Raw genomic sequence first — 26,271 nt, 5'->3', positions numbered from 1 at the left:
TCATGCCCGTTCCAAATGCCAATTTCTTTTAACGTTACCAGGAGTATGCATAAAACCAAGAAACTCAGAAAGATAAGCATCAGGTTGTTTTTCAATTTCACTTTCCATCACCTTAAAGCATGTTTGTTGCAAACATCATTCGGTAGTTGCAATTCTTTTAGACCGGGGCAAACAGGCACGGGCCACAGCCCACGGTTGACATGCCCGTGGTAAATAGACGGTTACGCGTTGCGTGCTCAGTTGCGCAGCGTAACCCAACCCCAGAACCGGGTATAGGGGCAACCCGCGTTCGCTACCGTTAAAAATCAGTAATGTGATCCAGCGCGCTGCCGTCGCCGGCCCGCTTTGCGCTTATTATCGCCGCTAAAAAAAATAACCGCGAAAATAATGACGATTGTCGCCGCTGCCGCTGGCATACGCCCGGTTGCTTAGCTAGCATGGTGACAGCAACCGGATTTATGGCAAACTGAACGAATGCGCCGGCGTCCGGAAAAGGACGCGGCAAAAAGACATTACGCTGAGGATAGAGTGGATATGGTCAAGGTGGACGGATGGCGGTATGTGGGCGCGGGTTTTATCTGCGCGCTGGCAAGCCTGGTGGCCGCAACCGGCAGCGCGCACGCGGACTCAATCGATGCGCAGCGCCAGCGCTATCAGCAGGTTAAGCAGGCCTGGGATAGCAACCAAATGGATGTGGTGTCGCAGCTGATGCCCACCCTGCGTGATTATCCCCTGTATCCCTATCTGGAGTACCGCGCCTTGTCGCAGGATCTTTCCCAGGCGAGCACGGCGCAGGTTAAGGCCTTTATGGATGCCAACCCGACGCTTATGCCTGCGCGCTCGCTGTCGGCCCGCTTTGTCAATGAGCTGGCCCAGCGCCAGGACTGGCAGGGGCTGCTGGCCTTCAGTCCGCAGCCGCCGAAACCGGTCTCCGCGCGCTGCAACTTTTATTACGCCAAATGGGCCACCGGGGCGCAGCAGGCGGCCTGGGACGGCGCCAAGGAGATCTGGCTCAACGGCCATTCCCTGCCGGAAAGCTGCAACAAATTATTCAGCGTCTGGGATCAGGCCGGGCAGCGCGGGCCATTGGCGATCCTCGAGCGGATGCGCCTGGCGATGAAAGAGGACAATACCAACCTGGTGAACGCGCTGTCGAAACAATTGCCGATTGAATACCAGACCATGGGCAGCGCGCTGGCGGCATTACAGGATAATCCCGCGACCCTGGAAGGCTTTGCCAGAAGCGTGGGACCGACGGATTTAACCCGCCAGGCCACGATTATCTCCTTTGCGCGCCTGGCCCGCGACGATGTGGAAAATGCCCGCGCCATGCTGCCGACCCTGGTGCGGCTGCAGAAAATGGACGACGGCGATCGCCTCGATCTCGAGGAAAGCGTCGCCTGGCGCCTGATGGGCACCGACGCCACGCCGGAACAGGCCGCCTGGCGCGACAACGTTATTTTACGCGGCCACTCCACCGCATTGCTCGAGCGGCGTATCCGCATGTCGCTGGGACAAGGCGATATGCGCGCGGTGGCCGCCTGGCTGGACCGCCTGCCGGAGGACGCCCGCCAGAAAGAGGAGTGGCGCTACTGGCGCGCGGTATTGCTTATCAACCAGGGGCGCAAAAGCGACGGCGAGCCGATACTGCGTGATTTGATGCAGGGACGCGGTTTTTACCCGATGGTCGCAGCACAGGAACTGGGCGTCAATTATGCCGTCAATGTGGCGCGCGCGGTCGCGCCGGCCCCCGAACTTATCAAACGGCCGGAAATCGCCCGCGTGCGCGAGCTGATGTACTGGAATATGGATAACCTGGCCAGGAACGAATGGAGCTCCCTCGTGGCCAGCCTGAGCCGGACGGAACAGGAAGGTCTGGCGCGTTACGCTTTTGAACAGCAATGGCCCGACCTGAGCGTGCAGGCGACGATTACCGGCAAGCTGTGGGATCATCTGGAAGAGCGTTTTCCCCTGGCCTGGCATAATGAATTTCGCCGCGCCACCGACGATAAAGGGATAAGCCAGAGTTACGCCATGGCGATAGCCCGCCAGGAAAGCGCCTGGAATCCTAAGGCGCTGTCGCCGGTCGGCGCGGCCGGCCTGATGCAGCTGATGCCCGCCACGGCCAAGCATACCGCCGAAATGTTTAATATCAGCAGTTATATGAACACCAGCCAGCTGTTGGATCCGCAGACCAACATCGAGCTGGGCACCACTTACCTGGAATATGTGTACCAGATGTTCGGCCGCAACCGGATCTTATCAAGCGTGGCCTATAACGCCGGCCCTGGGCGGGTGAACACCTGGCTTGGCAACAGCGCGGGGCGTATCGACGCGGTGGCTTTTATTGAGAGCATTCCGTTTTCGGAAACCCGCGGTTACGTGAAAAATGTCCTGGCCTATGACGTCTTTTACCGTTATTTCCTGCGTCAGCCCGCAAAAGTGCTGACGGACGCAGAGTGGCAACGGCGTTACTGAACCGGCGAGGAAAATAGGGTAGACTGCTGTACTCGTTAACAGGTATGGCGGGCGCTTATGAATGACATTACCACCTCCGTTGCCGGCGATGTGCCGCGGCATGAGCAGGAGTGGCGGCATTTTGCCGTGCTGTTGGGGCAGGCTTTTGCCGACGGTATGCATGTGCCGTTGCTGCAACTGATGTTGACCGCCGATGAGCGCGAAGCCATCGGCACGCGCATCCGCATTATCCGGGCGCTGCTGGACGGCGAGATGAGCCAGCGCGAATTAAAGAATTCCCTTGGCACCGGCATTGCCACCATCACCCGTGGTTCCAATAGCCTCAAGGCCGCATCGCCTGAATTAAAACAGTGGCTGGAGCATCATCTGCGGCATTTGCCGGATTAACCGCCGTGGCCGCGGCTGGTCTGGTAGATGGCGTTATTAAACGGCACCAGCGCCAATAGCAGGGCCTGATAATAGACGCTGCTGCGGGTCAGCCTGCCGGCGGTAAACACGCCGATGGCGCCGCCCTGGCGTTTAATATCCGTAATTCCGGTCAATCTGGCCATTTCCTGGCCTAATTCCCGCCCTTCAATGATTCCCTGTAATATACTTTCTGGTAATATTAAGCTGGCGGAGCGAGATTCACCGCGCAGGTGCGTATTTTCAATAACCATCCAGGCAAAGGTCATATTATCTGCAATACCCGCCTCGACACCGACCCAGAAATCCGCCTCGGGACAAACCTGACGCGCGGCCATGACCCGATTCCGCGCCCCGCTGCGGGTTTCGACATCGCCCATGGGCTGCGACGGCACGCCGCTGTCGACATCTATGCCTTCAACGCGGCAGCTGTCGGGCCCGTAGGTGTCGTTAAAGGCCTGGAGAATGGCATTGATTTTAGCCGGGTTAGTCGTTGCAGCCACCACATAATACATAATGTTTTTATCACTCCAGTCATTTTCACGCAGTATAACGGAAAAAAACCATGTTACAGGTCTATCTTGTTCGCCATGGCGAAACAGAATGGAATGCCTTGCGCCGTATCCAGGGACAATCCGACAGCGCGTTAACCGCCAAAGGCCAGCGCCAGGCGCAACAGGTCGCTGAACGCGTGCAGCGTATGGGTATTACCCATATCATCAGCAGCGACCTCGGACGCACGCGCCATACCGCCGATATCATCGCCCGGGCCTGCGGCTGCGATGTTCGCCCGGACCCCCGGCTGCGCGAGCTGGACATGGGCGTGCTGGAAATGCGCGATATCGATACCCTGACGCCGGAAGAAGAAAGCTGGCGCAAGCAATTGGTTAACGGAACGCCCGACGGGCGCATTCCCAAGGGGGAATCGATGACCGAACTGGCGCAGCGCATGCACGCGGCGCTGGACAGCTGCCGTGAACTGCCCGCCGGCAGCATGCCCCTGCTGGTGAGCCATGGCATGGCGCTGGGGTGCCTCATCAGTACCGTCCTGGGCTTGCCGCCCTATGCCGAGCGCCGGCTACGGTTACGCAACTGCTCTATTTCCCGCATGGACTTCCAGCAAAGCCCTTGGCTGGCGCCCGGCTGGGTGGTGGAGACCGCGGGCGACACCTCGCATCTGGATATGCCGGCGTTGGATGAAATCCAGCGTTAGCGTCGCACCGGTATCAGATATTCACAGCGGATGGTATGCGGCGCGGGCGCATCGGGCGCTCTTTCCTGCGGATAGAAACGCTCGATATCATGTCCGCGGCGGCGGGTCATTTTCATCATCGGCAGGCAGGTGCCATACAACGTTAAAATAAAGCTCTGCAGGCCGTCGGACGCGCCGTTATAAATAAACTGCGCGTAATCGCCGCCGTCCAGCGCGATCGGCTGGCCGTTTTGTACATTATCGGGCACGTCCTGGGGTTCGATGGCGGTGGTATACAGGATCTCCTGTTCGTCATCCTTTTCCTGGCTGGGGCGCGAGTGGTTCAGGCCGTACAGTACCGGCGGAATGGTTTTTGCCTCGCCCAGGTACTGGCGCCAGAACTGAATGCGCAACTCGGTACGGAACGTGGTGATCTGCTCCAGGGTGCAGGAATAGCTTTGCGTCAGGCCCACCAGCTGCATCGGCGGCAGGACGATGAATTCCGGCTGCGGCATTTCCCATTTTTCCAGCCGGATCGGCGGCCGGATGCCGCTGGAGTCCCATTCTTCCGCCCGGCGGTATAACGCGGGCGTCTGGGTGAACTGTTTTTTGAACGCGCGCGTAAAGGTTTGTTGCGAGTCGAACCGGTATTGCAGGGCAATATCCAGGATCGGCCGACTGGTTAGACGCAATGCCACGGCCGCTTTGGATAACCTGCGGGCCCTGATATACGCACCGATGGCATGACCTGTTACCTCTTTGAACATCCGCTGCAAATGCCATTTGGAATAACCGGCTTTTGCGGCGACATTGTCCAGGGACAGCGGCTGGTCAAGATGTCCTTCCAGCCAGCTTAACAGATCACGAATTATACCGGCTTGATCCATAGATCATCCTCAAAAAAGCATTTAGGGCACAATGAAAAAAGTTGACGCATGATAGCAATTTTTTTGCAGTTCGACCGTCAAAGATTTATTAGCTAATTAATACCTGCCATGATAGCAGCAATTCACCACCGGTAGTGAAGCCCGTACGCGGTCTTCGCCCCGCCGCCGATCCGTCCATTGAAAAGAAGTCTATCTCTATGAATAAACTGTTTTTTTCCGCATTGCTGCTCAGTTTGACAGCCACCGGCGTCGCCCGGTCCGAGGAAGTCGGCTCCGTTGACACTGTTTTCAAACTCTTTGGCCCCGATCACAAGATTGTCGTGGAGGCATTTGACGACCCTGATGTGCAGAATGTCACCTGCTACCTCAGCCGGGCCAAGACCGGCGGCATCAAGGGAGGATTGGGCCTGGCCGAGGATACCTCGGACGCGGCCATCTCCTGCCAGCAGGTCGGTCCCATTACCCTGACGGATAAAATCAAGAACGGTAAACAGACCGGCAGCGTTGTATTCCAAAAACGCACATCGCTGGTTTTTAAGCGGCTACAGGTGGTTCGTTTTTATGACGCGAAGCGTAATGCGCTGGTATACCTGTCCTACTCGGACCGGGTGGTGGAAGGATCGCCGAAAAATGCCCTGAGCGCGGTGCCGATTATTCCCTGGACCACACAGCATGAATAAAGCCGGTCAATAATAACATCGGGCGCCCATGCGGACGCCCGATGTGGTGATGCCATGGGGCGATTATTCTTCCAGATCGCCGCAGAAACGATAGCCTTCGCCATGGATGGTAGCGATGATTTCCGGCGTGTCGGGGGTGGATTCAAAATGCTTGCGGATGCGGCGGATGGTGACATCCACGGTACGATCGTGTGCTTTGAGTTCGCGACCGGTCATTTTTTTCAGCAGTTCGGCGCGGGATTGAATTTTGCCCGGATTTTCGCAAAAGTGCAGCATGGCGCGAAATTCGCTGCGCGGTAGCTTGTAATGATCGCCGGTGGGGCTTAACAATGAGCGGCTGTTGATATCCAGTTCCCAACCGTTGAATTTATAGCTTTCCACCAGTTTGCGCTCTTCGCCGCCACCGCCGAGATTCATGGTGCGCGACAACAGGTTGCGCGCGCGGATGGTAAGCTCGCGGGGATTGAACGGCTTGGTAATATAATCGTCGGCGCCGATTTCCAGGCCGAGGATTTTATCGACTTCATTATCGCGGCCAGTCAAAAACATCAGCGCAACGCTTGCATGCTCACGTAATTCACGCGCCAGCAGTAAACCATTTTTACCCGGCAGGTTAATATCCATAATTACCAGGTTGATGTCGTTTTCCGACAAAATCTGATGCATTTCAGCGCCATCGGTGGCTTCATGAACCATGTAGCCCTCGGCCTCGAAAATGCTTTTGAGGGTATTGCGGGTAACTGACTCGTCTTCAACGATAAGTATGTGCGGGGTCTGCATGTTTGCTACCTAAAATTACTAACAAAATTGGAAGAGGAAGTACAAAAGCCGCGGTTATCTACAACATTGCCCGGGGCATAATGCCGCATCCCCAACGCCATGAGGCTAAAGTACATAAACGTGCTCCAGATGACGAACGACGGATAACCTTGGCACCGCTAACCTGATTTTGGTCCGCTTTTTCTCAAGCTCAAATGCCGTATAGCTTACCCTTATTAACAACACTATAACAGCGCGAAACGAAATTGCCACGCAAGAAAATTTCATTTTGCTGACATATATCAAATTACCGTCCACGACAGCGCGCATTTCCGGAAAATCCCTTAAATACCAGCATATTTAAGCATTTTTGCCAAGAGCGCCAATTCGATTCAGCTTTAACGACGCGGTCTGAAATAGCGGTGGAATGATGATAATATCGGCGTCATTCGCCGCGATTTAAGAGACTCACCATGCAATTGCATATTATCCTGGTATCCCCGGCGCGTCCGGAGAATGTCGGCGCCGCGGCCCGGGCCATGAAAACCATGGGGTTCGGCTCGCTGCGTATCGTCGACAGCCGCGCGCACCTTCAGCCCGCCGCCGCCCGGGTCGCCCACGGCGCGACCGAGGTGTTGGAACGGGCCGTTCATTTCGACACGCTGGCGGCCGCCCTGGCGGATGTGGATTTTACGGTGGCCACCACCGCGCGTCACCGGGCCCGGTTCCACTATTACTGCACCGCCGCGCAATTGCTGCCGCAAATGCAGGAAAAACAACAGTGGATAACGCAGGCGGCGCTGGTATTCGGACGGGAAGATACCGGCCTGACCAACGAGGAACTGGCGCTGGCCGATATCCTGACCGGCGTGCCGATGCAGGCCGGCTATCCGTCCCTGAATCTCGGTCAGGCGGTGATGGTTTACTGTTATCAGCTGGCGGCGCTGAACCGGATTGCGCCTCAGGAGCACCCGCCGGCCATACCCGGGCAACTGGCTGCGCTGCATCAGCGCTTCGATCGGCTGTTCACGCAATTAAGCGTCGGCGATGATCATAAATTAACCGATTGGCTGCATCAGCGGCTTGGACTGGCGACCCAGCGGGACATCGCGATGTTGCACCAACTGCTGCAGGATATAGAAAAAGTATTGCCAGTAAATAATACCACGGCGTAGCGATAACCTGGCGTTTAAAACTATATGAATACGTTTCAGCCACATTATTATATGATTATTGGGCATTGCGAACAGTAAAATTCCGACCGCTGCGCTGAGTGATAAATAGCCAAACGCAAATTAACATTGACTTTTTACGGCAATTGCTTTACCAGTAAGCCATTAAAAAATAATATAGATTGCTTAAGACATGCGTTTTATCAGCCTGAACACCATTATTATTACCACCACCGATACCACAAGTAGCGGTGCGGGCTGACGCATACAGGATAAACAGAAAAAAGCCCGCACCTCACCAGTGCGGGCTTTTTTTTAAGCTTCAATCCAGGAGAGAGAAAAGAAATGCGCGTACTGAAATTCGGGGGTACCTCGGTCGCCAATGCGGAACGTTTTATTCGCGTTGCCGATATCATTGAAAGTAATACAGGTCAGGGACAGGTCGCCGCCGTGCTCTCCGCACCCGCAAAGATCACTAATCACCTGGTGTCGATGATCGACAAGACGCTCGGCGGGCTGGATATCCAGCCCGCCATGAACGACGCCGAGCGTATTTTCTCCGAGCTGCTGCAGGGCTTGTCCCAGGCCCAGCCCGGTTTTGACTTCGCCGCCCTGCGCAAGCTGGTGGATCAGGAGTTCGGCCAGCTTAAGCAGTTGCTGCACGGCATTACCTTGCTCAGGCAATGTCCGGACAGTATCAACGCCGCCATTATCTGCCGTGGGGAAAAGCTCTCCATCGCCATTATGGAAGCGGTGTTCGTCGCCCGCGGTTATGCCGTGACGGTAATAAATCCGGTGGAAAAACTGCTGGCGCAGGGCAGCTATCTGGAGTCCACCGTGGATATCGTGGAATCCACGCGGCGCATTAACGACGCCGCCATTCCCGCCGACCATATTATCCTGATGGCGGGGTTCACCGCCGGTAATGAGAAAGGCGAGCTGGTGGTGCTGGGCCGTAACGGCTCCGATTATTCGGCGGCGGTATTGGCCGCCTGCCTGCGCGCCGACTGCTGTGAAATCTGGACCGACGTGGATGGGGTATACACCTGCGATCCCCGCCAGGTGCCGGACGCGCGGTTATTGAAATCCATGTCCTACCAGGAGGCCATGGAATTATCGTACTTCGGCGCCAAAGTGCTGCATCCGCGCACCATCGCCCCGATTGCCCAGTTCCAGATACCCTGCCTGATAAAAAATACCGAAAACCCGCAGGCGCCCGGCACGCTTATCGGCCAGAGCGATCCCGACAGCGATAATCCGGTTAAGGGCATCACCCATTTAAACAATATGGCGATGATCAATGTTTCCGGCCCCGGCATGAAGGGGATGATCGGCATGGCGGCGCGGGTTTTCGCCGCCATGTCCCGGGCCGGCAGTTCGGTGGTATTGATTACCCAATCCTCATCGGAATACAGCATCAGCTTTTGCGTGCCGCATCATGAGCTGAACGGCGCGCGCAAGGCGCTGGAAGACGAATTTTACCTGGAACTGAAGGACGGCCTGCTGGAGCCGCTCGACGTCATGACCCAACTGGCGATTATTTCGGTCATCGGCGACGGTATGCGCACCCAGCGCGGCCTGTCCGCCAAGCTGTTCGCGGCCCTGGCGCGCGCCAATATCAATATTGTCGCCATCGCCCAGGGATCGTCCGAGCGGTCGATTTCGGTGGTGGTGGATAACGACGCCACCACCACCGGGGTGCGTGTCGCGCACCAGATGCTGTTTAACACCGACCAGGTGATCGAGGTGTTTGTCATCGGCGCCGGCGGCGTGGGCGGCGCGCTTATCGAGCAGATCCATCGCCAGCATCGGTGGCTGAAAGCGAAGCATATCGATTTGCGCGTCTGCGGCATCGCCAACTCGCGGGCGTTGCTGACCAGCGTGCACGGCATCTCGCTTGAAACCTGGCGCGAGGAGCTGGCGCAGGCCAAGGAGCCGTTCAACCTGGGACGCTTGATCCGTCTGGTAAAGGAGTATCATCTGCTTAATCCGGTGATCGTCGATTGCACCAGCAGCGCGGCGGTGGCCGACCAGTACGCGGACTTCCTGGCCGACGGCTTCCACGTGGTGACGCCTAATAAGAAAGCCAATACCGCCTCGATGCATTATTACCGGCAGATGCGCACCGCCGCCGCCAGGTCGCGGCGTAAATTCCTTTACGACACCAACGTGGGCGCGGGCCTGCCGGTTATCGAAAATTTGCAGAACCTGCTTAACGCCGGTGATGAACTGGTACGTTTTTCCGGTATTCTCTCCGGGTCGCTGTCGTTTATCTTCGGCAAGCTGGACGAGGGCATGTCGCTGTCGGCGGCGACGCTGGCGGCAAGGGCGCTCGGTTATACCGAACCGGACCCGCGCGATGACTTGTCAGGGATGGACGTCGCGCGTAAGTTATTGATTCTGGCGCGCGAGGCGGGTTATCAGCTTGAATTGGAGTCCATCGACGTCGAGCCGGTGCTGCCCGCGGATTTTGACAGCGCCGGCGATACCGACAGTTTCCTGGCGCGGCTGCCGGGTCTTGACGACGCCTTTGCCTCTAAAGTCGCCATGGCGCGGGAACAGGGCCAGGTGCTGCGTTATGTCGGCAGCATCCGGGATGGCCGCTGCCAGGTTAAGATAGCGGCGGTGGATGGCAACGATCCGTTGTACAAAGTGAAGGATGGCGAAAACGCGCTGGCGTTCTATACCCGTTATTACCAGCCGTTGCCGTTGGTGTTGCGCGGCTACGGCGCCGGCAATGATGTGACGGCCGCGGGCGTATTCGCGGATCTTCTGCGTACGTTGTCATGGAAGCTGGGAGTCTAAAATGGTTAAGGTGTATGCGCCGGCCTCGATCGGCAATGTCAGTGTCGGCTTTGATGTGCTGGGCGCCGCGGTATCGCCCGTGGACGGTACGTTGCTCGGGGACTGCGTGACGGTGGAGGATGCGGCGGCGTTCAGCCTGTGCAACGAAGGGCGTTTCGCCGGCAAGCTGCCGGCCGAAACCGAGCAGAATATTGTTTATCAATGCTGGGAACGTTTTTGCCAGGCGGTGGGTAAAACCGTCCCGGTGGCCATGCGGCTGGAAAAAAACATGCCCATCGGATCGGGGCTGGGATCCAGCGCCTGTTCGGTGGTGGCGGCGCTGGTGGCGATGAACGCCCATTGCGGTTATCCGCTGGATGAAAACCAGATGCTGACGCTGATGGGCGAAATGGAAGGCCGTATTTCCGGCAGCGTTCATTATGATAACGTGGCGCCCTGTTTCCTGGGCGGCATCCAGCTGATGCTGGAGGAAAACAGTATCATCAGCCAGCAGGTGCCCGGTTTCAGCGAATGGCTGTGGGTCATGGCCTATCCGGGCATCAAGGTCTCCACCGCCGAGGCGCGGGCAATCCTGCCCGCTCAATATCGCCGGCAGGATTGCATCAGCCACGGGCGTTTCCTGGCGGGTTTTATCCACGCCAGCCATACCCAGCAGCCGGCTCTGGCGGCAAAACTGATGAAGGATGTGATTGCCGAGCCTTACCGCACTAAACTGCTGCCGGGATTTACCGAAGCGCGCCAGGCCTGCGCCAGTATCGGCGCCCTGGCTTGCGGCATCTCCGGCTCGGGACCGACGCTGTTTGCGGTCTGCGATCGGGAAGATACCGCGCAGCGCCTGGCCGGCTGGCTGGAGCAGCACTACCTGCAAAATGATGAGGGTTTTGTTCATATATGCCGCCTGGATACCACCGGCGCGCGAGTGATGGGATAACGTATGAAACTGTATAATATTAAAGATCATAACGAGCAGGTCAGCTTCGCGCAGGCGATAAAGCAGGGGCTGGGACGCCAGCAGGGGCTGTTTTTCCCCGTCGATCTCCCGGAGTTCGCCTCGACGGAAATCGACGCCCTGCTGGATCTCGATCTGGTGACCCGCAGCGCGCGCATCCTGTCGGCCTATATCGGCGACGAGCTGCCGTTGGACGTTATCCATAAACGGGTGCAGGCCGCCTTCGAGTTCCCGGCCCCCGTGGTCAAGGTGAGCGAGGATATATCGGTCCTGGAGCTATTCCACGGCCCGACCCTGGCGTTCAAGGATTTCGGCGGCCGCTTTATGGCGCAGATGCTGACCGAAGTCGCCCGGGGCCAGCCGGTCACCATCCTCACCGCCACCTCCGGCGATACCGGCGCCGCGGTGGCGCACGCCTTCTACGGGCTGGAAAATGTCCGGGTGGTGATCCTGTACCCCCACGCCAAGATAAGCCCGCTGCAGGAAAAACTGTTCTGCACCCTGGGCGGCAATATCCATACCGTGGCGATTGACGGCGACTTTGACGCCTGCCAGGCGCTGGTCAAACATGCGTTCGACGACGAGCAACTCAAGCACGAACTGGGGCTGAACTCCGCCAACTCGATTAATATCAGCCGCCTGCTGGCGCAGATTTGCTATTACTTCGAAGCGGCGGCGCAGCTCTCGCAGGAGCAACGCAATCAATTGGTGGTTTCGGTGCCCAGCGGCAATTTTGGCGATTTGACCGCCGGCCTATTGGCAAAATCCCTCGGCCTGCCGATTAAACGCTTTATTGCCGCCACCAACGCCAACGATACCGTGCCGCGCTTTCTCGCCGACGGGAAATGGTTGCCCAACGCCACCGTGGCGACGCTATCCAATGCCATGGATGTCAGCCAGCCGAACAACTGGCCGCGCGTGGAGGAATTGTTCCGGCGTAAGAACTGGCGCCTTGATACCCTGGCCTACGGCTGCGTGAATGACGATGTTACCCGCGACACGATGCGCGAACTGGCGGGACTGGGGTATATATCGGAACCTCATGCGGCTATTGCCTACCGGTTACTGCGCGACCAGCTCCAGCCAGGGGAGTCCGGCCTGTTCCTGGGCACCGCGCATCCGGCGAAGTTTAAGGAAACCGTGGACGCGGTGCTGGGCCAATCGCTGCCGCTGCCCAAGGCGCTGGCGCTGCGGGCGACCCTGCCGCTGCTGTCAAGCCGGCTGCCGGCAGACTTTGGTCAGCTGCGCGCCCTGCTGATGGCCTTGCCGCAGTAATCCGCCACGACCGCCGCCGGTTCAGCCGCCGGCCGGCGCGCCTCGTAGGTACAGCCGCCATGGCCGTTCCGCCCCGCCGAGCGATAGGACGGCCGCGCTATCGCGCATCACGCCCGCCGTCCTAGCGTTCCGGTCGTTTAAAGACCATCTCCGACCCGCTGGATTCCTCCGGCGCATAGGCATAACCGCCGTCATTGAACGCGGTCAGCTGTTCCGGCTGCGTCAGCCGCCGGGTGATGATAAACCGGCTCATCATGCCGCGCGCTTTTTTGGCGTGGAAACTGATCACTTTATACTTGCCGTTTTTTTCATCCAGGAACACCGGCTTGATCACCCGCGCGGCCAACTGGTCCTTTATCACCGCCTTAAAATACTCCCCGGACGCCAAGTTAATCAGCACGTTATCGCCTTGCGCCGTCAGCGCCTCGTTGAGCTTTTGAGTCAGGGTTTTTCCCCAGAAATGGTATAAGTCCGGCCCGGCCGGGTTCGCCAGCCTGATACCCATTTCCAGGCGATAGGGCTGCATCAGGTCCAGGGGGCGCAGTATGCCGTACAGGCCGGACAGCATGCGCAAATGGGTTTGGGCGAAGTCGAAATCCGCCTCGCTGAAACTTTCCGCCGCCAGGCCGGCATAGACATCGCCTTTAAACGCCAGGATCGCCTGCCGGGCGTTGTCGGGTGAAAAATCCGCCCGCCAAGACTGAAAGCGCCCCGCGTTCAGCTGGGCCAGCTTATCACTGATGCCCATCAGGCCGGATAACTGCGCCGGGGTCAGTTTGCGGCACACGCGCATCAGTTTTTCGGCGCGGGCCAGCAGCTCGGGCTGGGTATAACGCCGGGTCGCCAGCGGGCTGGTGTAATCCAGCGTTTTGGCCGGGGAGATAACGATTAGCATGTCGTACGGTTCCTGTCTCTTAAGGGCTGGAGGTCAGCGGGATGATAAGCGGCGGTCATGTCGATTTGCGCGCCGCCGGGCGGTCCCAACTGCCGGGCGCCAGCTGCGCCGCGATAGCGGGGAAATTCGCGGCGTAGAACGTCGGCAGTTTGCCGACCGCGCGCTGGCTATTGTAATCGCGCGCCAGCATCAGGGCGATGCGCGACAGCAGCAGCAGCGCAATCAGGTTGGTCAGGGTCATCAGGCCCATCGCCAGGTCCGCCAGCCGCCATAATACCGGTACTTCCGCCAGACAGCCCAACATCACCGTCGCCAATGCCACGACGCGCAATATCTGCACCGGCCGTTTGGAGCGATGGCGGAAAAAACGCAGACTGCTTTCCGCGTAGGCGTAATTAGCGATAATCGAGGTAAAGGAAAAAATAAATACCACCATCACCATAAACGGCGTGCCCCACTGTCCCGTCGCCGCCAGCAATGACCGCTGGATCAGGGCGATGCCGCCGAGATCGGGCGCGGCCTGTTCCAGCGCGCCCGACGTCAGGATAATGGCCGCGGTGGCGCTGCAGATGACGATGGTATCGATAAACACCGCCAGCATCTGGATATATCCCTGCGACGCGGGGTGGGGCGGCCAGGGCGTGGCGGCGCCGGCGATATTGGGCGCCGAGCCCATGCCGGCCTCGTTGGAAAACAGCCCGCGCTGCACGCCCTGGAAAATGGCCTGGGAAAAACCATAGCCCAGGATTCCCGACGCGGCCTGCGGCAGGCCGAACGCGCTGTTGAACACCAGCTCCGCCACCGCCCCCAGGCGTCCGGCATGCTGCGCCATCACCCAGGCCGCCAGCAGCACATAGCACAAGGCCATCAGCGGGACCAGCCATTGGGAAAGCCGGGCGATAAGACGCAGGCCGCCGCACATGGCCAGTCCGCTTAACGCCGCCAGGCCCAGCCCCGTCTGGTAAGGCGCGAATCCGCAGGCGTCATGCAGCGACTGCGTAATGGCGCTGGCCTGCACCGCGCTGAATATACCGCCGTAGCCTATGAGTAGAAAGCAGGTAAAGAGTACGCCCATCCAGCGCAGGCCCAGGCCCTTTTCCATATACCAGGCGGGGCCGCCCCGGTAATGGCCGCGGCCGTCGCGCACCTTATATAATTGCGCCAGGGTGCTTTCGAAGAAGGCGGTGGCCATGCCGATAAACGCGGCCAGCCACATCCAGAATATCGCTCCCGGCCCGCCGATGACCAGGGACAACGCCACGCCGGTCAGGTTGCCGCAGCCGATGCGCGCCGCAAGCGTCGTGCATAATGCCTGAAACGGTGAAATGCCCGCGCCGTCGGCGCGGCCCGATCCCTTCAAGATGGAAAACACGTGGCCGAAGTAATGGAACTGAATAAAACCGGAGCGGAAAGTAAACCAAAGACCGGTGCCAATCAGCAGGTAAATTAACACTGAATTCCATAACAAATCGTCGATAAAGTTGAAGAGTTCAGCCATTTATTCCTCGTCTTCCCTGATAAGCGGCGCTTATGCCGATCCGCGGCCGGCAGCGGCCGATTTTATCCTGCCATGGCCGCATAATGCGCTGCCGCCGGGGCGGTGCCATTACGCTGGCGCCTCGCTTGCACCCATGCTTGCGCGTGGTATTATCAAAAAAGGCAGTGCAACGCCATAAGATATGCACACCCTTCACAATGAGATATTCCACCATGACAGATAAACTTAGTGCCCTACGCAAGATGACCTCCGTTGTCGCTGATACCGGTGATATCACCGCCATTAAACTGTATCAGCCCCAGGATGCAACCACCAACCCTTCATTGATCCTGAACGCGGCGCAGATTCCCGAATACCGCGGCTATATCGACCAGGCGGTTGCCTGGGCGCGTGATCAAAGCCGGGACGCGGCGGAACAGGTCAAATACGCCACCGATAAACTGGCGGTCAACATCGGGCTGGAAATTCTTAAGCTGGTGCCGGGGCGCGTTTCCACGGAAGTCGACGCCCGACTGTCCTATGACACCGAGGCAAGCGTCGCCAAAGCCAAAAGCCTGATTAAACTCTACAACGACGCCGGCATCGGCAACGATCGCATCCTGATTAAGCTGGCCTCGACCTGGCAGGGTATCCGCGCTGCCGAGCAACTGGAAAAGGCCGGCATCAACTGTAACCTGACGCTGCTGTTTTCCTTCGCCCAGGCCCGCGCCTGCGCCGAGGCCGGGGCCTACCTGATTTCGCCTTTCGTCGGCCGCATCCTTGACTGGCACAAAGCCAACGGCGAACGCAAGGAGTTTTCCCCGGAGCAGGATCCGGGCGTGATTTCCGTGACGGAAATCTACCGTTACTACAAAGAACACGGTTATGACACCGTGGTAATGGGCGCCAGCTTCCGCAACGTGGGCGAGATTATTGAACTCGCCGGTTGCGATCGCCTGACCATCGCGCCGCCGCTGCTGAAAGAGCTGGCCGCCACCGAAGGCACCCTTGAGCGTAAACTTTCCTATACGGGCGAGATCAAGCCGCGTCCGGCCAAGCTGACCGAGGCTGAATTCCTCTGGCAGCACAACTTGGATCCTATGGCGGTGGACAAACTGGCGGACGGGATCCGCAAGTTCGCCGTCGACCAGGAAAAGCTGGAAGCGATGATTAAAGACCTGCTGTAATCACCGTGGCCCCGGCCGGGCAGGCAAGCCGGCGCGGCCACCCGTTTACCAGCACCATTGCGGCCCGTAACGGGCCGTTTTTATTTGTGCGCACGGCGCTTCGCCGTTAAATTGCTATTATGGAAAAATCATGTCGACCGGAGGACGTTCTATGCAAATTTGCCGTATTGGCCTGGTATCCATATCTGATCGCGCGGCCAACGGCGTCTACCAGGATCAGGGCATCCCCGCGCTGGAATCCTGGTTACGGCAGGCGCTGATTTCACCTTTTACGCTGGAAACACGGCTGGTGCCCGACGAGCAGCCGCTGATTGAGCAAACTCTGCGCGAGCTGGTGGATGAAATGGGTTGCCATCTGGTGCTGACCACCGGCGGCACCGGCCCGGCGCGGCGTGATGTCACGCCGGATGCCACGCGGGCGATAGCGGATCGCGAAATGCCCGGGTTTGGCGAGCAAATGCGCCAGATCAGCCTGCATTTTGTGCCCACGGCTATCCTGTCCCGGCAAATGGGGGTGATCCGCAAACAGGCGCTGATCCTGAATCTGCCGGGCCAGCCCAGGGCTATCCAGGAAACGCTGGCGGGCGTCAGGGACGCGCAGGGGAACGTGGTGGTGCACGGCATCTTCGCCAGCATCCCTTATTGCATTCAACTGCTGGAAGGGCCTTATATCGAGACCGATCCCGCGATCGTGGCGGCGTTTCGTCCCAAAAACGCCCGGCGCCCCGACCCGGAGTAACCGCGGCGCGCGGCGGCGGCGGTAAACGCCGCCCCAGGGTGTGAAATTATATTTCCGCGCAGTAAGATTACCTTTACGTTGTATGCTATATTTTTTTCTTTTTTCTCTCTGGCCCGACGCGAATGACTATGCCTGCCGACCCGCAACGCCGATTGAACCGACAGGATTACAAAACCCTGTCGCTTGCCGCCCTGGGCGGCGCGCTGGAATTTTACGACTTTATTATCTTCGTGTTCTTTGCCGGGGTGATGGGAAAACTGTTCTTCCCGCCGGATTTGCCGGAGTGGCTGCGGCAACTGCAGACCTTCGGTATTTTTGCCGCCGGTTACCTGGCCCGGCCGCTGGGCGGCATTATCATGGCGCATTTCGGCGATAAAGCCGGCCGGAAAAAAATGTTCAGCCTGTCCATTCTGCTGATGGCGCTGCCGACGCTGATGATGGGCCTGCTGCCCACGTATGAAACCCTCGGCATCACCGCGCCGCTGCTGTTACTGGCGCTGCGCATCCTGCAGGGCGCGGCCATCGGCGGCGAAGTGCCGGGCGCCTGGGTCTTCGTCGCCGAACATGTGCCCCACAAGCGCATCGGGTTCGCCTGCGGCACGTTAACCGCCGGCCTGACCATCGGCATTTTATTAGGATCCTTTGTCGCCACCTTATTAAACACCTTCATGACGCCGCAGGGCGTGCTCCAGGGGGGCTGGCGCATTCCTTTTTTCCTCGGCGGCTTCTTCGGACTGGTCGCCATGTACCTGCGGCGCTGGCTGCGTGAGACCCCGGTGTTTATCGAGATGCAGATCCGCAAAGCGCTGGCGCAGGAAATGCCGCTGAAATCCGTGGTGATGAACCATAAAAAAGCGGTGCTGATTTCCATGCTGCTGACCTGGCTGCTCTCCGCCGGCATCGTGGTGGTGATCCTGATGGCGCCCCTGTGGCTGCAGCAGCAAATGGGCGCTACCCCGTCCCTGGCGCTCAAGGCCAACTGCGCGGCGATTATCGCGCTGGCCGTGGGCTGCGTGATAACCGGCGCCGTCATCGACCGCGTGGGCGCGGGCAAAACCTTTATCACCGGCTGCGTGATGCTGGGCGTCTTCAGCTGGCTGTTTTACCACACCGGCGCGGATCGGCCGTTGCCGCTGTACATCACCTATGCGCTGGCCGGCCTGAGCGTCGGCGTGGTGGGCGGCGTGCCTTATGTTATGGTCCATGCGTTTCCCTCGCCGGTGCGGTTCAGCGGTATTTCGTTTTCCTATAATGTGGCGTACGCCATTTTTGGCGGACTGACCCCGGTGATGGTCACCATGCTGATGCGCATCTCGCCGATGGCGCCTTCCTGGTATGTGCTCGGGCTATCGGTAATGGGGGTGTTGCTCGGCATTTGCCTGCCGTCCGGACTGCGGCATAAGCCGCCGCTGGCCGGTGGATTGAATTCCATCGCCTGATTTTACGTGCGGCGTGAAATAAATAGGTTCCTGTTTGTCATGGCACTTTTGGGAACGATTTAGTCATTTTTATAAAAATGCCCTGTATATCAAAGGACTGCGCGCCAGCCGCTCAGCGATGCGCGGCGCCCGGGGCCGCCGGGAGCGCGCAGAACGCTTTTTTTTTCCTGCTCCCCCTTGATGCGCGGCGCGGTGACCCCATCTTATTTGCAACCAACGTTGTTTAACCTGCTGACAAAAACGTGTCGCTGGCTTGAAAAAAAGTTAACCGGCCACATATCAGGTTTACGACCACAACGAATATGACTTTTTAGTGGAGATGTTTAGATGGGTAAAATTATTGGTATCGACTTGGGTACGACCAACTCTTGTATCGCAATTATTGAAGGCTCCAAACCTCGGGTGCTTGAAAACAGCGAAGGTGATCGTACTACCCCTTCCATTATTGCTTACACGCAGGACGGTGAAATTCTGGTTGGCCAGCCAGCTAAACGTCAGTCCGTTACGAACCCGCAGAACACGTTGTTCGCCATCAAGCGTTTGATCGGACGTCGTTTTGAGGATGAAGAAGTACAGCGTGATAAAAATATCATGCCGTATAAAATTATCGCTTCCGACAACGGCGACGCCTGGCTGGACGTGAAAGGCCAGAAAATGGCCCCGCCGCAGGTGTCCGCTGAAATCCTGAAAAAGATGAAGAAGACCGCGGAAGATTATCTGGGTGAGCCGGTTACCGAAGCGGTTATTACCGTGCCGGCCTACTTTAACGACGCCCAGCGCCAGGCGACCAAAGACGCCGGCCGTATCGCGGGCCTTGAAGTTAAACGTATTATTAACGAACCTACCGCCGCGGCGCTGGCTTACGGCCTGGATAAAGAAACGGGCAACCGCACCATCGCGGTCTATGACCTGGGCGGCGGTACCTTCGATATTTCCATCATCGAAATCGATGACGTGGACGGTGAAAAAACCTTTGAAGTGCTGGCGACCAACGGCGACACCCATTTGGGTGGCGAAGACTTCGACAGCCGCCTGATCAATTACCTGGTGGATGAGTTCAAGAAAGACCAGGGCATCGATCTGCGCAACGATCCGCTGGCCATGCAGCGTCTGAAGGAATCCGCTGAAAAGGCCAAGATCGAGCTGTCCTCCGCGCAGCAGACCGACGTGAACCTGCCGTACATCACGGCGGACGCCACCGGTCCGAAACATATGAACATCAAGGTGACCCGCGCCAAACTGGAATCGCTGGTTGAAGACCTGGTAAAACGCACCATGGACCCGCTGAAGATGGCGCTGAAAGACGCCGGACTGTCGGTCGGCGATATCAAGGACGTTATCCTGGTGGGCGGCCAGACCCGTATGCCGCTGGTGCAGAAGACCGTTACCGATTTCTTCGGTAAGGAACCGCGTAAAGACGTTAACCCGGATGAAGCCGTGGCTATCGGCGCCGCGGTGCAGGGCGGGGTGCTGGCCGGCGACGTGAAGGACGTGCTGTTGCTGGACGTCAGCCCGCTGTCGCTGGGCATTGAAACCATGGGTGGGGTCATGACGCCGCTGATCGCCAAGAACACCACCGTACCGACCAAGCATAGCCAGGTGTTCTCTACGGCGGAAGACAACCAGTCCGCGGTGACCATCCACGTGCTGCAGGGTGAACGTAAACGCGCCGCGGATAATAAATCCCTGGGCCAGTTCAACCTGGACGGGATTGCCCCCGCCATGCGCGGTACGCCGCAAATCGAAGTGACCTTCGATATCGACGCCGACGGCATCCTGCATGTGTCCGCCAAGGATAAGAACAGCGGCCGTGAACAGAAAATCACCATTAAGGCGTCGTCCGGTTTGACCGAGGATGAAATCCAGAAAATGGTGCGTGAAGCGGAAGCCAACGCGGAATCCGACCGCAAGTTCGAGGAACTGGTGCAGACCCGTAACCAGGCAGACCATCAGCTGCACAGCACCCGCAAGCAGTTGGAAGAAGCCGGCGACAAACTGCCCGCCGATGACAAAACGGCCATCGAATCCGCGCTGAGCGCGTTGGAAACCGCGCTGAAAGGCGAGGATAAGGCTGAGATCGAAGCCAAGATGCAGGCGCTGATCCAGGTTTCCGGCAAGCTGCTGGAAGTGGCGCAGCAGCAGGCGGCTCAGGCCGGCGCGGCGGAAGCTGGCGCTGAAGCCAATGCGGGCAAAAAAGATGACGACGTTGTCGACGCCGAATTTGAAGAAGTTAAAGATAAAAAATAATCGCCCTTGAGCGGGCACAGCCACGGTGAGTAATGCCGTGGCTGGCAACAGGCACGGGCGTCGGGGAAACCTTACGCCCGTGCAAGCATGTTGAGGGCAGGAAGAGACAATGGCGAAAAAAGACTATTACGAGATTTTAGGCCTTTCCAAAGATGCGGAAGAGCGTGAAATCAAAAAGGCCTACAAACGCCTGGCAATGAAATTCCACCCGGATCGTAACCCAGGGAATGCTGACGCCGAAGCAAAGTTCAAAGAAGCGAAAGAAGCCTATGAAATCCTGACCGACGCGCAAAAGCGCGCCGCGTATGATCAATACGGCCACGCCGCCTTCGAACAGGGCGGCATGGGCGGTGGTTATGGCGGCGGCGCCGCCGGCGGCGCGGACTTTACCGATATCTTCGGAGACGTCTTCGGCGATATCTTTGGTGGCGGGCGCCGCCAGCGCGCCAGCCGTGGGTCGGATCTTCGCTACAATATGGAGCTTACCCTCGAGGAAGCGGTCCGTGGCGTAACCAAGGAAATCCGCATCCCGACGCTTGAGGAATGCGACGTCTGCCATGGCAGCGGCGCCAAGCCCGGCACTTCCCCCGTTACCTGTCCTACCTGCCATGGCGCAGGCCAGGTGCAGATGCGCCAGGGTTTTTTTGCGGTGCAGCAGGCCTGTCCCACCTGTCAGGGACACGGCAAGATTATCAAGGAACCGTGCCACAAATGCCACGGCCACGGTCGTATTGAAAAGGCCAAGACGCTGTCGGTGAAAATTCCGGCGGGCGTCGATACCGGCGATCGCATCCGTCTGTCGGGCGAAGGCGAAGCGGGCGAGCAGGGCGCGCCGGCGGGGGATCTGTACGTACAGGTTCAGGTGCGTCAGCACCCCATCTTTGAACGTGAAGACAATAACCTGTTTTGCGAAGTGCCGATTAACTTCGCCATGGCGGCGCTGGGCGGCGAGATCGAAGTTCCCACGCTTGACGGCCGGGTGAAGCTGAAGGTGCCTGCGGAAACGCAAACCGGCAAGCTGTTCCGTATGCGCGGCAAAGGGGTGAAATCGGTACGCGGCGGCAACCAGGGCGATTTGCTGTGCCGCGTGGTGGTCGAAACGCCGGTGAAGCTTAACGAAAAACAGAAACAGCTGCTGCGTGAACTGGAAGAGAGTTTTGGCGGCCCGAGCGGCGATCAGAACAGCCCGCGTTCCAAAAGCTTTCTGGACGGCGTGAAGAAGTTTTTTGACGACCTGACGCGCTGAATTTTTGCGCCATCGGCGGTGTCTTTCGATCCCCGGCCCAGCGGCCGGGGATTTTTTTTGGCCTTTGCCTGTCCACCCGAGGCTTTCTCCTGCTTAAGCGCTGTTGCCGGTACGATATCGATAATGGCCGCTATAATTTAGGGGGAATAATTCTCTGGAGATAGACGCCATGGCCCGTGCCGCACTCCGCCCGGCAGTCCCCTTCACGCCGTCCGTAGAGACGTACCGACCCGACGAAGAGCAGACCCATCGGCAAATCGCCGACGTATTTAAGCACATCATCGGCAAGACACACCGTGATTTGGGCCATGCCCAGCGCGGCGTCCATGCCAAAAGCCACGCCCTGCTGCAAGGCCGGCTGGTTGTGCACAGCTCCCTGGCGCCTGAGCTGGCCCAGGGTATTTTTGCCAGGCCGCGTAGCTATGACGTGCTGCTGCGTATTTCGACCATCCCCGGCGACGTGTTGCGCGACGGGGTTTCCCTGCCGCGTGGCCTGGCGATCAAGGTGCTGGATGTAGCAGGGGAACGGTTGCCCGGGTCGGAAAACGACCTGACCCAGGATTTTTTACTGGCCACGGGACCCGCCTTTACCGCAGCGGACAGCCGGGCGTTCCTGAAAAACCTGAAACTGCTGGCCGCGACCACCGGTCGGGCGGAGTGGGCCAAAGCTGCCTTATCCGCCGTCCTGCGCCCGCTGGTGCGCGCCCTGAAGACGCTGGACGTCAACACCGGATTGCTGCAAGCCCTGGGCGGCTATCCGCTCACCAATCCGCTGGGGGATCGCTACTTTACCCAGGTAGCCAGCCGCTTCGGTGATTATATCGCCAAACTGGACGTGGTGCCGGAATCGGCCAATTTCCTGGCGCTGGCGGGCAAGGCGTTCGCGCTGGCCGGACGGCGGGACGCGCTGCGGGAGGAGGTGGCGCGCATCCTGGCGCGGGAGGGCGGCGCCTGGACCCTCAGGGCGCAGCTGTGCCGGGATTTGGCGGAAAATCCCGTTGAAGATGCCTCGGTGGCCTGGCCCGAGCAGGATAATCCCTACCTGCCGTTGGCGTCGATTATTGTCGAGCCGCAGCAAAGCTGGTCGCCCGGGCGCTCCCGTGCCATGGACGACGGTCTTTCCTTCCAGCCCTGGCATGGCGTCACCGCCCATCGGCCGCTGGGCGACATTATGCGGGCGCGCCGGCTGGCGTACCCGGTGTCGGTGGCGCAGCGCAGCGACCTGAATCAATGTCCGGTGCACGAGCCGCGCCAGCCCCCGGCGTGCTAAACATCCGCATTACCGGCGCGCCGCGGCGGCGGGTAAACCGGCGGTCAATCCTCCAGCCCGGCCGCCGGGGTATTTTTGCGAGCCGCGCTAAATAACGCGCCGGCGATGTTGGGTTTTTATTTACCTGGCTCCCGCCATCCCGCACAATAAATCCATTGTGCGCACTTCAAGGATATATTGTGTCTTCTCTTATTCACCGCTGGTTAAATCACGAAGCCTCGGGCGGCGTATTGTTGATTTTAGCCGCGTTAATTGCGCTGATCATGGCCAACACGCCGGCGCAGGCGGCCTATGAAGCGCTGATTTATTTTCCCCAGGGCGCCTCCGCCGGCCACGCCTCGCCATTGACGCTGCTTTTTTTGATCAACGACGGCTTGATGGCGATTTTCTTTTTGATGATCGGGCTGGAGGTGAAGCGCGAACTGATGGAAGGCGCGCTCGCCAGCCGCAGCCAGGCGGCGTTCCCCGCCATTGCCGCGCTGGGCGGCATGATAGCCCCGGCGATTATCTATACGCTGATTAACTGGAACACGCCGGCCAATCATGCCGGCTGGGCTATTCCCACCGCCACGGATATCGCGTTTGCGGTAGGCGTGATGGCGCTGTTGGGAAAACGGGTGCCCGCCAGTTTAAAGGCTTTTTTACTGGCGCTGGCCATTATTGACGATTTAGGCGCCATCGTAATTATCGCGGTATTCTACAATCACGATTTGTCGTTAATCGCCCTGGCGGGCGTGGCGGCGACGATTGCGGTGCTGGTGATGATGAACCGCAGCAATGTCCGTCATATCGGACTTTATCTGCTGGCCGGCGCGGTGCTGTGGGGCTGCGTGCTATTATCGGGCATTCATGCCACTCTCGCCGGGGTGATACTCGGCGCCCTGATCCCCCTGCGTTTGCCGTCACGGCCTGGGGCCCCGGCCTCAGCGCCGCAGACCCAGGCGTATTCTCCCGCCCTGGTGCTTGAGCACTATATTCAGCCCTGGGTGGTTTATCTTATCCTGCCGCTGTTTGCCTTCGCCAACGCCGGCGTTGGTCTGCATGGGCTAACCCCCGCCAGCCTGTTGTCGGTGCTGCCGGCCGGCATTGCCGTGGGGCTGGTGCTGGGTAAGCCGCTGGGCATCCTGCTGTTTTGTTTTGCATCCATCAGGCTGGGATTGGCCCGGCTGCCCGACGGCGTGGTCTTTAACCAGATTGCCGCCGCCGCGGTGCTGTGCGGTATCGGCTTTACCATGTCGATCTTTATCGCCGGGCTGGCGTTCGGCGCGCCGGGGGTGAGTCCGGACAGTATAACCTATGCCAAGCTCGGCATTCTGTCCGGTTCGGTGGTGGCGGCGATCTTGGGCTATATATCGCTGCGCCTGGCGCTGCCGATGCATAAGCCCGCCCCGGCCCGCTCCTGACCAAACAGGTCAGCGCCGCGCAACGCTACGCCATCAACGCCAAGCGCGGCGCTGAAGAACCGGAGGCAAACGCCAGATGCAAAAAAACCGGCCGAAGCCGGTTTTTTTAACAAAACACCAACGTAAGAACAGATCTTACTGCATTGCGTTGATACGCGCGGTCAGATTAGATTTATGACGCGCTGCTTTGTTTTTGTGGATCAAACCTTTACTGGCCTGACGGTCCACAATGGGTTGCATGGCAGAAAAAGCATTCTGCGCTGCATCTTTATCACCTGCATCGATAGCCGCGTATACTTTTTTGATAAAAGTACGCATCATAGAGCGACGGCTGGCATTGTGCTGACGACGCTTCTCAGACTGTACGGCGCGTTTCTTAGCTGATTTGATATTAGCCAAGGTCCAACTCCCAAACATGTTCTATGAGACAATTCAAAGGCCGAGGAATATGCCCTTTCGGCCTTCTTTTGTCAATGGATTTGTGCAAATAAGCGCCGCTTGACTACGCAACGCCTGTTACAATGTGATGGCGCAGGATTCTACCAGTTTCAGCGCGCGGAATACAGCCTTAGACGATAAAAAAGCGATTATCTGTAATAAACAAACCAATTCGCGGCATGGCGCCCGTCGGCCGGGCGGGGAAATGTCCTGTCCGGCAGAATAACCTGCGAAAAAAACCTGGTCGGGCAAAATAAGCATGACTTTCACCGTCGTTACTGTCAAAGATTGGATTCGCGGGTTAACCTTAGCGGCTGTACAAGGTATAATCCGCCGATTTCCTCAGTCTTGAGCCTGCTATGAAGCTTATTCGCGGTTTACATAACCTGCAGGCGCGTCCCCAAGGGTGCGTGCTCACTATTGGCAATTTTGATGGTTTCCATCGTGGGCATCAGGCGTTGATTGCACAATTGCAGACCGAAGGCCGCAAACGCGGCTTGCCGGTAATGGTAATGATATTCGAGCCCCAGCCGCAGGAACATTTTGCCGGCCGGGACGCACCGGCGCGGTTGACCCGCCTGCGGGATAAAGTGAAGTACCTGGCCCAGGCCGGGGTAGACGTAGTATTGTGCGTAACCTTCGATACGCGGTTCGCGGCCATCGGCGCCGAGTCGTTTGTCGCGGAGCTGCTGGTGAAAAAGCTCGGCGTCAGGTTTCTTTGCGTCGGCGACGATTTTCGCTTCGGCGCCGGGCGGCGGGGCGATTTCGCCTTTTTGCAGCAGGCGGGTATCGCGGCGGGCTTTGATGTCATGAGCACCGCCACGTATACGGAGGGCGGTAAGCGTATCAGCAGCACGGCGGTACGGGAGGCGCTTTGCAACGACCAGCTGGTTGTCGCCGAGATGCTCCTTGGCCATCCTTACCGTATTTCCGGGCGCGTGGAGCACGGCGACGAGCTGGGCCGCACCCTTGGCTTCCCCACGGCCAACGTCTCCCTAAAGGGCCGTCCAGCGCCCATTAACGGGGTCTATGCGGTGGAGGTCGGCGGACTGGCGGCGCAGCCGTTGCCCGGTGTGGCCAATATCGGCACCCGCCCGACGGTGGCGGGGCTTCGTCCGCGGCTTGAAGTGCATTTAATGGATATGGCGCAGGATCTTTATGGCCGCCATATAGAAGTGGTGATACGCGCAAAACTGCGCAATGAACAACGGTTTGCCTCCCTTGATGAGCTAAAGCGGCAAATCGCGAATGATGTGGTGAACGGCCGGGAATTCTTCGGACTGACGGCACCCCTCTAAACGCTCTAACCGAAAACGGAACCGAGAATC

Annotated in this window: 23 protein-coding genes and 1 other annotated feature; of the genes, 17 read left to right on the top strand and 6 right to left on the bottom strand. The window is 58.6% G+C overall.

Annotated features, from left to right (window positions below; translation table 11 throughout):
• Nucleotides 1–543: 543 nt before the first annotated feature.
• Together sltY and trpR are read left to right on the top strand one after the other, a co-directional pair.
• Nucleotides 544–2,478: a murein transglycosylase gene (gene sltY / locus ACL2XN_RS13320; RefSeq protein WP_410016629.1), complete on the top strand. Its 1,935-nt coding sequence runs from the start codon at nucleotides 544–546 to the stop codon at nucleotides 2,476–2,478.
• Nucleotides 2,479–2,535: 57 nt separating this feature from the next.
• Nucleotides 2,536–2,865, top strand: coding sequence for a trp operon repressor (gene trpR / locus ACL2XN_RS13315; RefSeq protein ID WP_410016480.1), 330 nt, complete (start codon nucleotides 2,536–2,538; stop codon nucleotides 2,863–2,865).
• Here the strand turns inward: trpR and yjjX are convergent.
• A complete protein-coding gene (yjjX, locus tag ACL2XN_RS13310) occupies nucleotides 2,862–3,398 on the bottom strand; it encodes an inosine/xanthosine triphosphatase (protein ID WP_410016479.1) in 537 nt (178 codons plus the stop codon). The genes trpR and yjjX overlap by 4 nt on opposite strands.
• Nucleotides 3,399–3,448: 50 nt before the next feature.
• On the opposite strand from yjjX, the gene gpmB reads away from it, so the two are divergent.
• Nucleotides 3,449–4,096: a 2,3-diphosphoglycerate-dependent phosphoglycerate mutase GpmB gene (gpmB, locus tag ACL2XN_RS13305; RefSeq protein ID WP_413722107.1), complete on the top strand. Its 648-nt coding sequence runs from the start codon at nucleotides 3,449–3,451 to the stop codon at nucleotides 4,094–4,096.
• Here the strand turns inward: gpmB and robA are convergent.
• Entirely contained in the window at nucleotides 4,093–4,962 is an 870-nt protein-coding gene (robA, locus tag ACL2XN_RS13300) for an MDR efflux pump AcrAB transcriptional activator RobA (RefSeq protein WP_413728883.1), read from the bottom strand. The two genes, gpmB and robA, sit on opposite strands and share 4 nt — an antisense overlap.
• Before the next feature lie 197 nt (nucleotides 4,963–5,159).
• Here robA and creA point away from each other — a divergent pair, with 197 nt between their 5' ends.
• A complete protein-coding gene (gene creA, locus ACL2XN_RS13295; RefSeq protein WP_413727171.1) occupies nucleotides 5,160–5,642 on the top strand; it encodes a protein CreA in 483 nt (160 codons plus the stop codon).
• A 63-nt stretch (nucleotides 5,643–5,705) separates the two neighbouring features.
• Here the strand turns inward: creA and arcA are convergent, their stop codons facing one another.
• Nucleotides 5,706–6,422, bottom strand: coding sequence for a two-component system response regulator ArcA (gene arcA, locus ACL2XN_RS13290; protein ID WP_162364033.1), 717 nt, complete (start codon nucleotides 6,420–6,422; stop codon nucleotides 5,706–5,708).
• Between the two features lie 452 nt (nucleotides 6,423–6,874).
• Between arcA and ACL2XN_RS13285 the strand changes: the two genes are divergently transcribed.
• The 5 genes from ACL2XN_RS13285 (at nucleotide 6,875) to thrC (ending at nucleotide 12,602) form a co-directional block, all read left to right on the top strand.
• Nucleotides 6,875–7,576, top strand: coding sequence for a tRNA/rRNA methyltransferase (locus tag ACL2XN_RS13285; protein WP_410016475.1), 702 nt, complete (start codon nucleotides 6,875–6,877; stop codon nucleotides 7,574–7,576).
• Nucleotides 7,577–7,766: 190 nt separating this feature from the next.
• Nucleotides 7,767–7,835, top strand: a complete 69-nt coding sequence (gene thrL / locus ACL2XN_RS13280; protein WP_410016628.1) for a thr operon leader peptide — start codon at nucleotides 7,767–7,769, stop codon at nucleotides 7,833–7,835.
• Nucleotides 7,774–7,891: a sequence feature (Thr leader region), on the top strand. It overlaps the preceding gene by 62 nt.
• A gap of 27 nt (nucleotides 7,892–7,918) precedes the next feature.
• Nucleotides 7,919–10,378, top strand: coding sequence for a bifunctional aspartate kinase/homoserine dehydrogenase I (thrA, locus tag ACL2XN_RS13275; protein ID WP_410016474.1), 2,460 nt, complete (start codon nucleotides 7,919–7,921; stop codon nucleotides 10,376–10,378).
• A 1-nt stretch (nucleotide 10,379) separates the two neighbouring features.
• Nucleotides 10,380–11,309, top strand: coding sequence for a homoserine kinase (thrB, locus tag ACL2XN_RS13270; RefSeq protein ID WP_413722111.1), 930 nt, complete (start codon nucleotides 10,380–10,382; stop codon nucleotides 11,307–11,309).
• A 3-nt stretch (nucleotides 11,310–11,312) separates the two neighbouring features.
• Nucleotides 11,313–12,602, top strand: coding sequence for a threonine synthase (gene thrC, locus ACL2XN_RS13265; protein ID WP_413730945.1), 1,290 nt, complete (start codon nucleotides 11,313–11,315; stop codon nucleotides 12,600–12,602).
• A 121-nt stretch (nucleotides 12,603–12,723) separates the two neighbouring features.
• On the opposite strand, the gene yaaA is transcribed toward thrC, so the two are convergent.
• Nucleotides 12,724–13,497 carry a peroxide stress protein YaaA gene (gene yaaA / locus ACL2XN_RS13260; protein WP_413730944.1) on the bottom strand — a complete coding sequence of 258 codons (774 nt, stop codon included), beginning with the start codon at nucleotides 13,495–13,497 and terminating at the stop codon, nucleotides 12,724–12,726.
• A 55-nt stretch (nucleotides 13,498–13,552) separates the two neighbouring features.
• Nucleotides 13,553–14,995 (bottom strand): alanine/glycine:cation symporter family protein, encoded by a 1,443-nt coding sequence (locus ACL2XN_RS13255; protein ID WP_413727168.1) that lies wholly within the window; start codon nucleotides 14,993–14,995, stop codon nucleotides 13,553–13,555.
• 212 nt (nucleotides 14,996–15,207) lie between these two features.
• On the opposite strand from ACL2XN_RS13255, the gene tal reads away from it, so the two are divergent.
• The 7 genes from tal (at nucleotide 15,208) to nhaA (ending at nucleotide 24,505) form a co-directional block, all read left to right on the top strand.
• Nucleotides 15,208–16,161: a transaldolase gene (gene tal, locus ACL2XN_RS13250; RefSeq protein WP_410016470.1), complete on the top strand. Its 954-nt coding sequence runs from the start codon at nucleotides 15,208–15,210 to the stop codon at nucleotides 16,159–16,161.
• A 151-nt stretch (nucleotides 16,162–16,312) separates the two neighbouring features.
• Complete coding sequence (gene mog / locus ACL2XN_RS13245) at nucleotides 16,313–16,900, top strand: molybdopterin adenylyltransferase (RefSeq protein WP_410016469.1); 588 nt, start codon at nucleotides 16,313–16,315, stop codon at nucleotides 16,898–16,900.
• 128 nt (nucleotides 16,901–17,028) lie between these two features.
• Nucleotides 17,029–18,339, top strand: a complete 1,311-nt coding sequence (locus tag ACL2XN_RS13240; protein WP_413730974.1) for an MFS transporter — start codon at nucleotides 17,029–17,031, stop codon at nucleotides 18,337–18,339.
• A gap of 327 nt (nucleotides 18,340–18,666) precedes the next feature.
• On the top strand, nucleotides 18,667–20,586 hold the full coding sequence (dnaK, locus tag ACL2XN_RS13235) for a molecular chaperone DnaK (RefSeq protein ID WP_410016468.1): 1,920 nt from the start codon (nucleotides 18,667–18,669) through the stop codon (nucleotides 20,584–20,586).
• A gap of 109 nt (nucleotides 20,587–20,695) precedes the next feature.
• The gene (dnaJ, locus tag ACL2XN_RS13230) at nucleotides 20,696–21,832 is read left to right on the top strand and encodes a molecular chaperone DnaJ (protein ID WP_413722114.1); all 1,137 of its coding nucleotides are present in this window, start codon (nucleotides 20,696–20,698) and stop codon (nucleotides 21,830–21,832) included.
• Between the two features lie 169 nt (nucleotides 21,833–22,001).
• Nucleotides 22,002–23,102: a catalase family protein gene (locus ACL2XN_RS13225; protein WP_413730943.1), complete on the top strand. Its 1,101-nt coding sequence runs from the start codon at nucleotides 22,002–22,004 to the stop codon at nucleotides 23,100–23,102.
• A 179-nt stretch (nucleotides 23,103–23,281) separates the two neighbouring features.
• The gene (gene nhaA, locus ACL2XN_RS13220; RefSeq protein ID WP_413730942.1) at nucleotides 23,282–24,505 is read left to right on the top strand and encodes a Na+/H+ antiporter NhaA; all 1,224 of its coding nucleotides are present in this window, start codon (nucleotides 23,282–23,284) and stop codon (nucleotides 24,503–24,505) included.
• A gap of 135 nt (nucleotides 24,506–24,640) precedes the next feature.
• On the opposite strand, the gene rpsT is transcribed toward nhaA, so the two are convergent.
• On the bottom strand, nucleotides 24,641–24,904 hold the full coding sequence (gene rpsT, locus ACL2XN_RS13215) for a 30S ribosomal protein S20 (protein ID WP_162364018.1): 264 nt from the start codon (nucleotides 24,902–24,904) through the stop codon (nucleotides 24,641–24,643).
• Between the two features lie 398 nt (nucleotides 24,905–25,302).
• On the opposite strand from rpsT, the gene ribF reads away from it, so the two are divergent.
• Nucleotides 25,303–26,241 carry a bifunctional riboflavin kinase/FAD synthetase gene (ribF, locus tag ACL2XN_RS13210; protein ID WP_410016464.1) on the top strand — a complete coding sequence of 313 codons (939 nt, stop codon included), beginning with the start codon at nucleotides 25,303–25,305 and terminating at the stop codon, nucleotides 26,239–26,241.
• Nucleotides 26,242–26,271 lie beyond the last annotated feature (30 nt).

It is taken from the genome of Sodalis sp. RH22, assembly GCF_047324165.1.
In the GTDB taxonomy this organism is placed as follows: Bacteria; Pseudomonadota; Gammaproteobacteria; order Enterobacterales; family Enterobacteriaceae; genus Acerihabitans.
This window is presented reverse-complemented; position numbering and strand designations above follow the sequence as displayed.

Coding starts and splice junctions, on each gene's coding strand:
- thrB (WP_413722111.1), top strand. CDS start 10,380: ATGGTTAAGGTGTATGCGCCGGCCTCGATCGGCAATGTCAGTGTCGGC.
- gpmB (WP_413722107.1), top strand. CDS start 3,449: ATGTTACAGGTCTATCTTGTTCGCCATGGCGAAACAGAATGGAATGCC.
- yjjX (WP_410016479.1), bottom strand. CDS start 3,398: ATGTATTATGTGGTGGCTGCAACGACTAACCCGGCTAAAATCAATGCC.
- trpR (WP_410016480.1), top strand. CDS start 2,536: ATGAATGACATTACCACCTCCGTTGCCGGCGATGTGCCGCGGCATGAG.
- thrC (WP_413730945.1), top strand. CDS start 11,313: ATGAAACTGTATAATATTAAAGATCATAACGAGCAGGTCAGCTTCGCG.
- yaaA (WP_413730944.1), bottom strand. CDS start 13,497: ATGCTAATCGTTATCTCCCCGGCCAAAACGCTGGATTACACCAGCCCG.
- arcA (WP_162364033.1), bottom strand. CDS start 6,422: ATGCAGACCCCGCACATACTTATCGTTGAAGACGAGTCAGTTACCCGC.
- ACL2XN_RS13240 (WP_413730974.1), top strand. CDS start 17,029: ATGCCTGCCGACCCGCAACGCCGATTGAACCGACAGGATTACAAAACC.
- thrA (WP_410016474.1), top strand. CDS start 7,919: ATGCGCGTACTGAAATTCGGGGGTACCTCGGTCGCCAATGCGGAACGT.
- robA (WP_413728883.1), bottom strand. CDS start 4,962: ATGGATCAAGCCGGTATAATTCGTGATCTGTTAAGCTGGCTGGAAGGA.
- creA (WP_413727171.1), top strand. CDS start 5,160: ATGAATAAACTGTTTTTTTCCGCATTGCTGCTCAGTTTGACAGCCACC.
- ACL2XN_RS13255 (WP_413727168.1), bottom strand. CDS start 14,995: ATGGCTGAACTCTTCAACTTTATCGACGATTTGTTATGGAATTCAGTG.
- tal (WP_410016470.1), top strand. CDS start 15,208: ATGACAGATAAACTTAGTGCCCTACGCAAGATGACCTCCGTTGTCGCT.
- ACL2XN_RS13285 (WP_410016475.1), top strand. CDS start 6,875: ATGCAATTGCATATTATCCTGGTATCCCCGGCGCGTCCGGAGAATGTC.
- dnaK (WP_410016468.1), top strand. CDS start 18,667: ATGGGTAAAATTATTGGTATCGACTTGGGTACGACCAACTCTTGTATC.
- dnaJ (WP_413722114.1), top strand. CDS start 20,696: ATGGCGAAAAAAGACTATTACGAGATTTTAGGCCTTTCCAAAGATGCG.
- ribF (WP_410016464.1), top strand. CDS start 25,303: ATGAAGCTTATTCGCGGTTTACATAACCTGCAGGCGCGTCCCCAAGGG.
- mog (WP_410016469.1), top strand. CDS start 16,313: ATGCAAATTTGCCGTATTGGCCTGGTATCCATATCTGATCGCGCGGCC.
- ACL2XN_RS13225 (WP_413730943.1), top strand. CDS start 22,002: ATGGCCCGTGCCGCACTCCGCCCGGCAGTCCCCTTCACGCCGTCCGTA.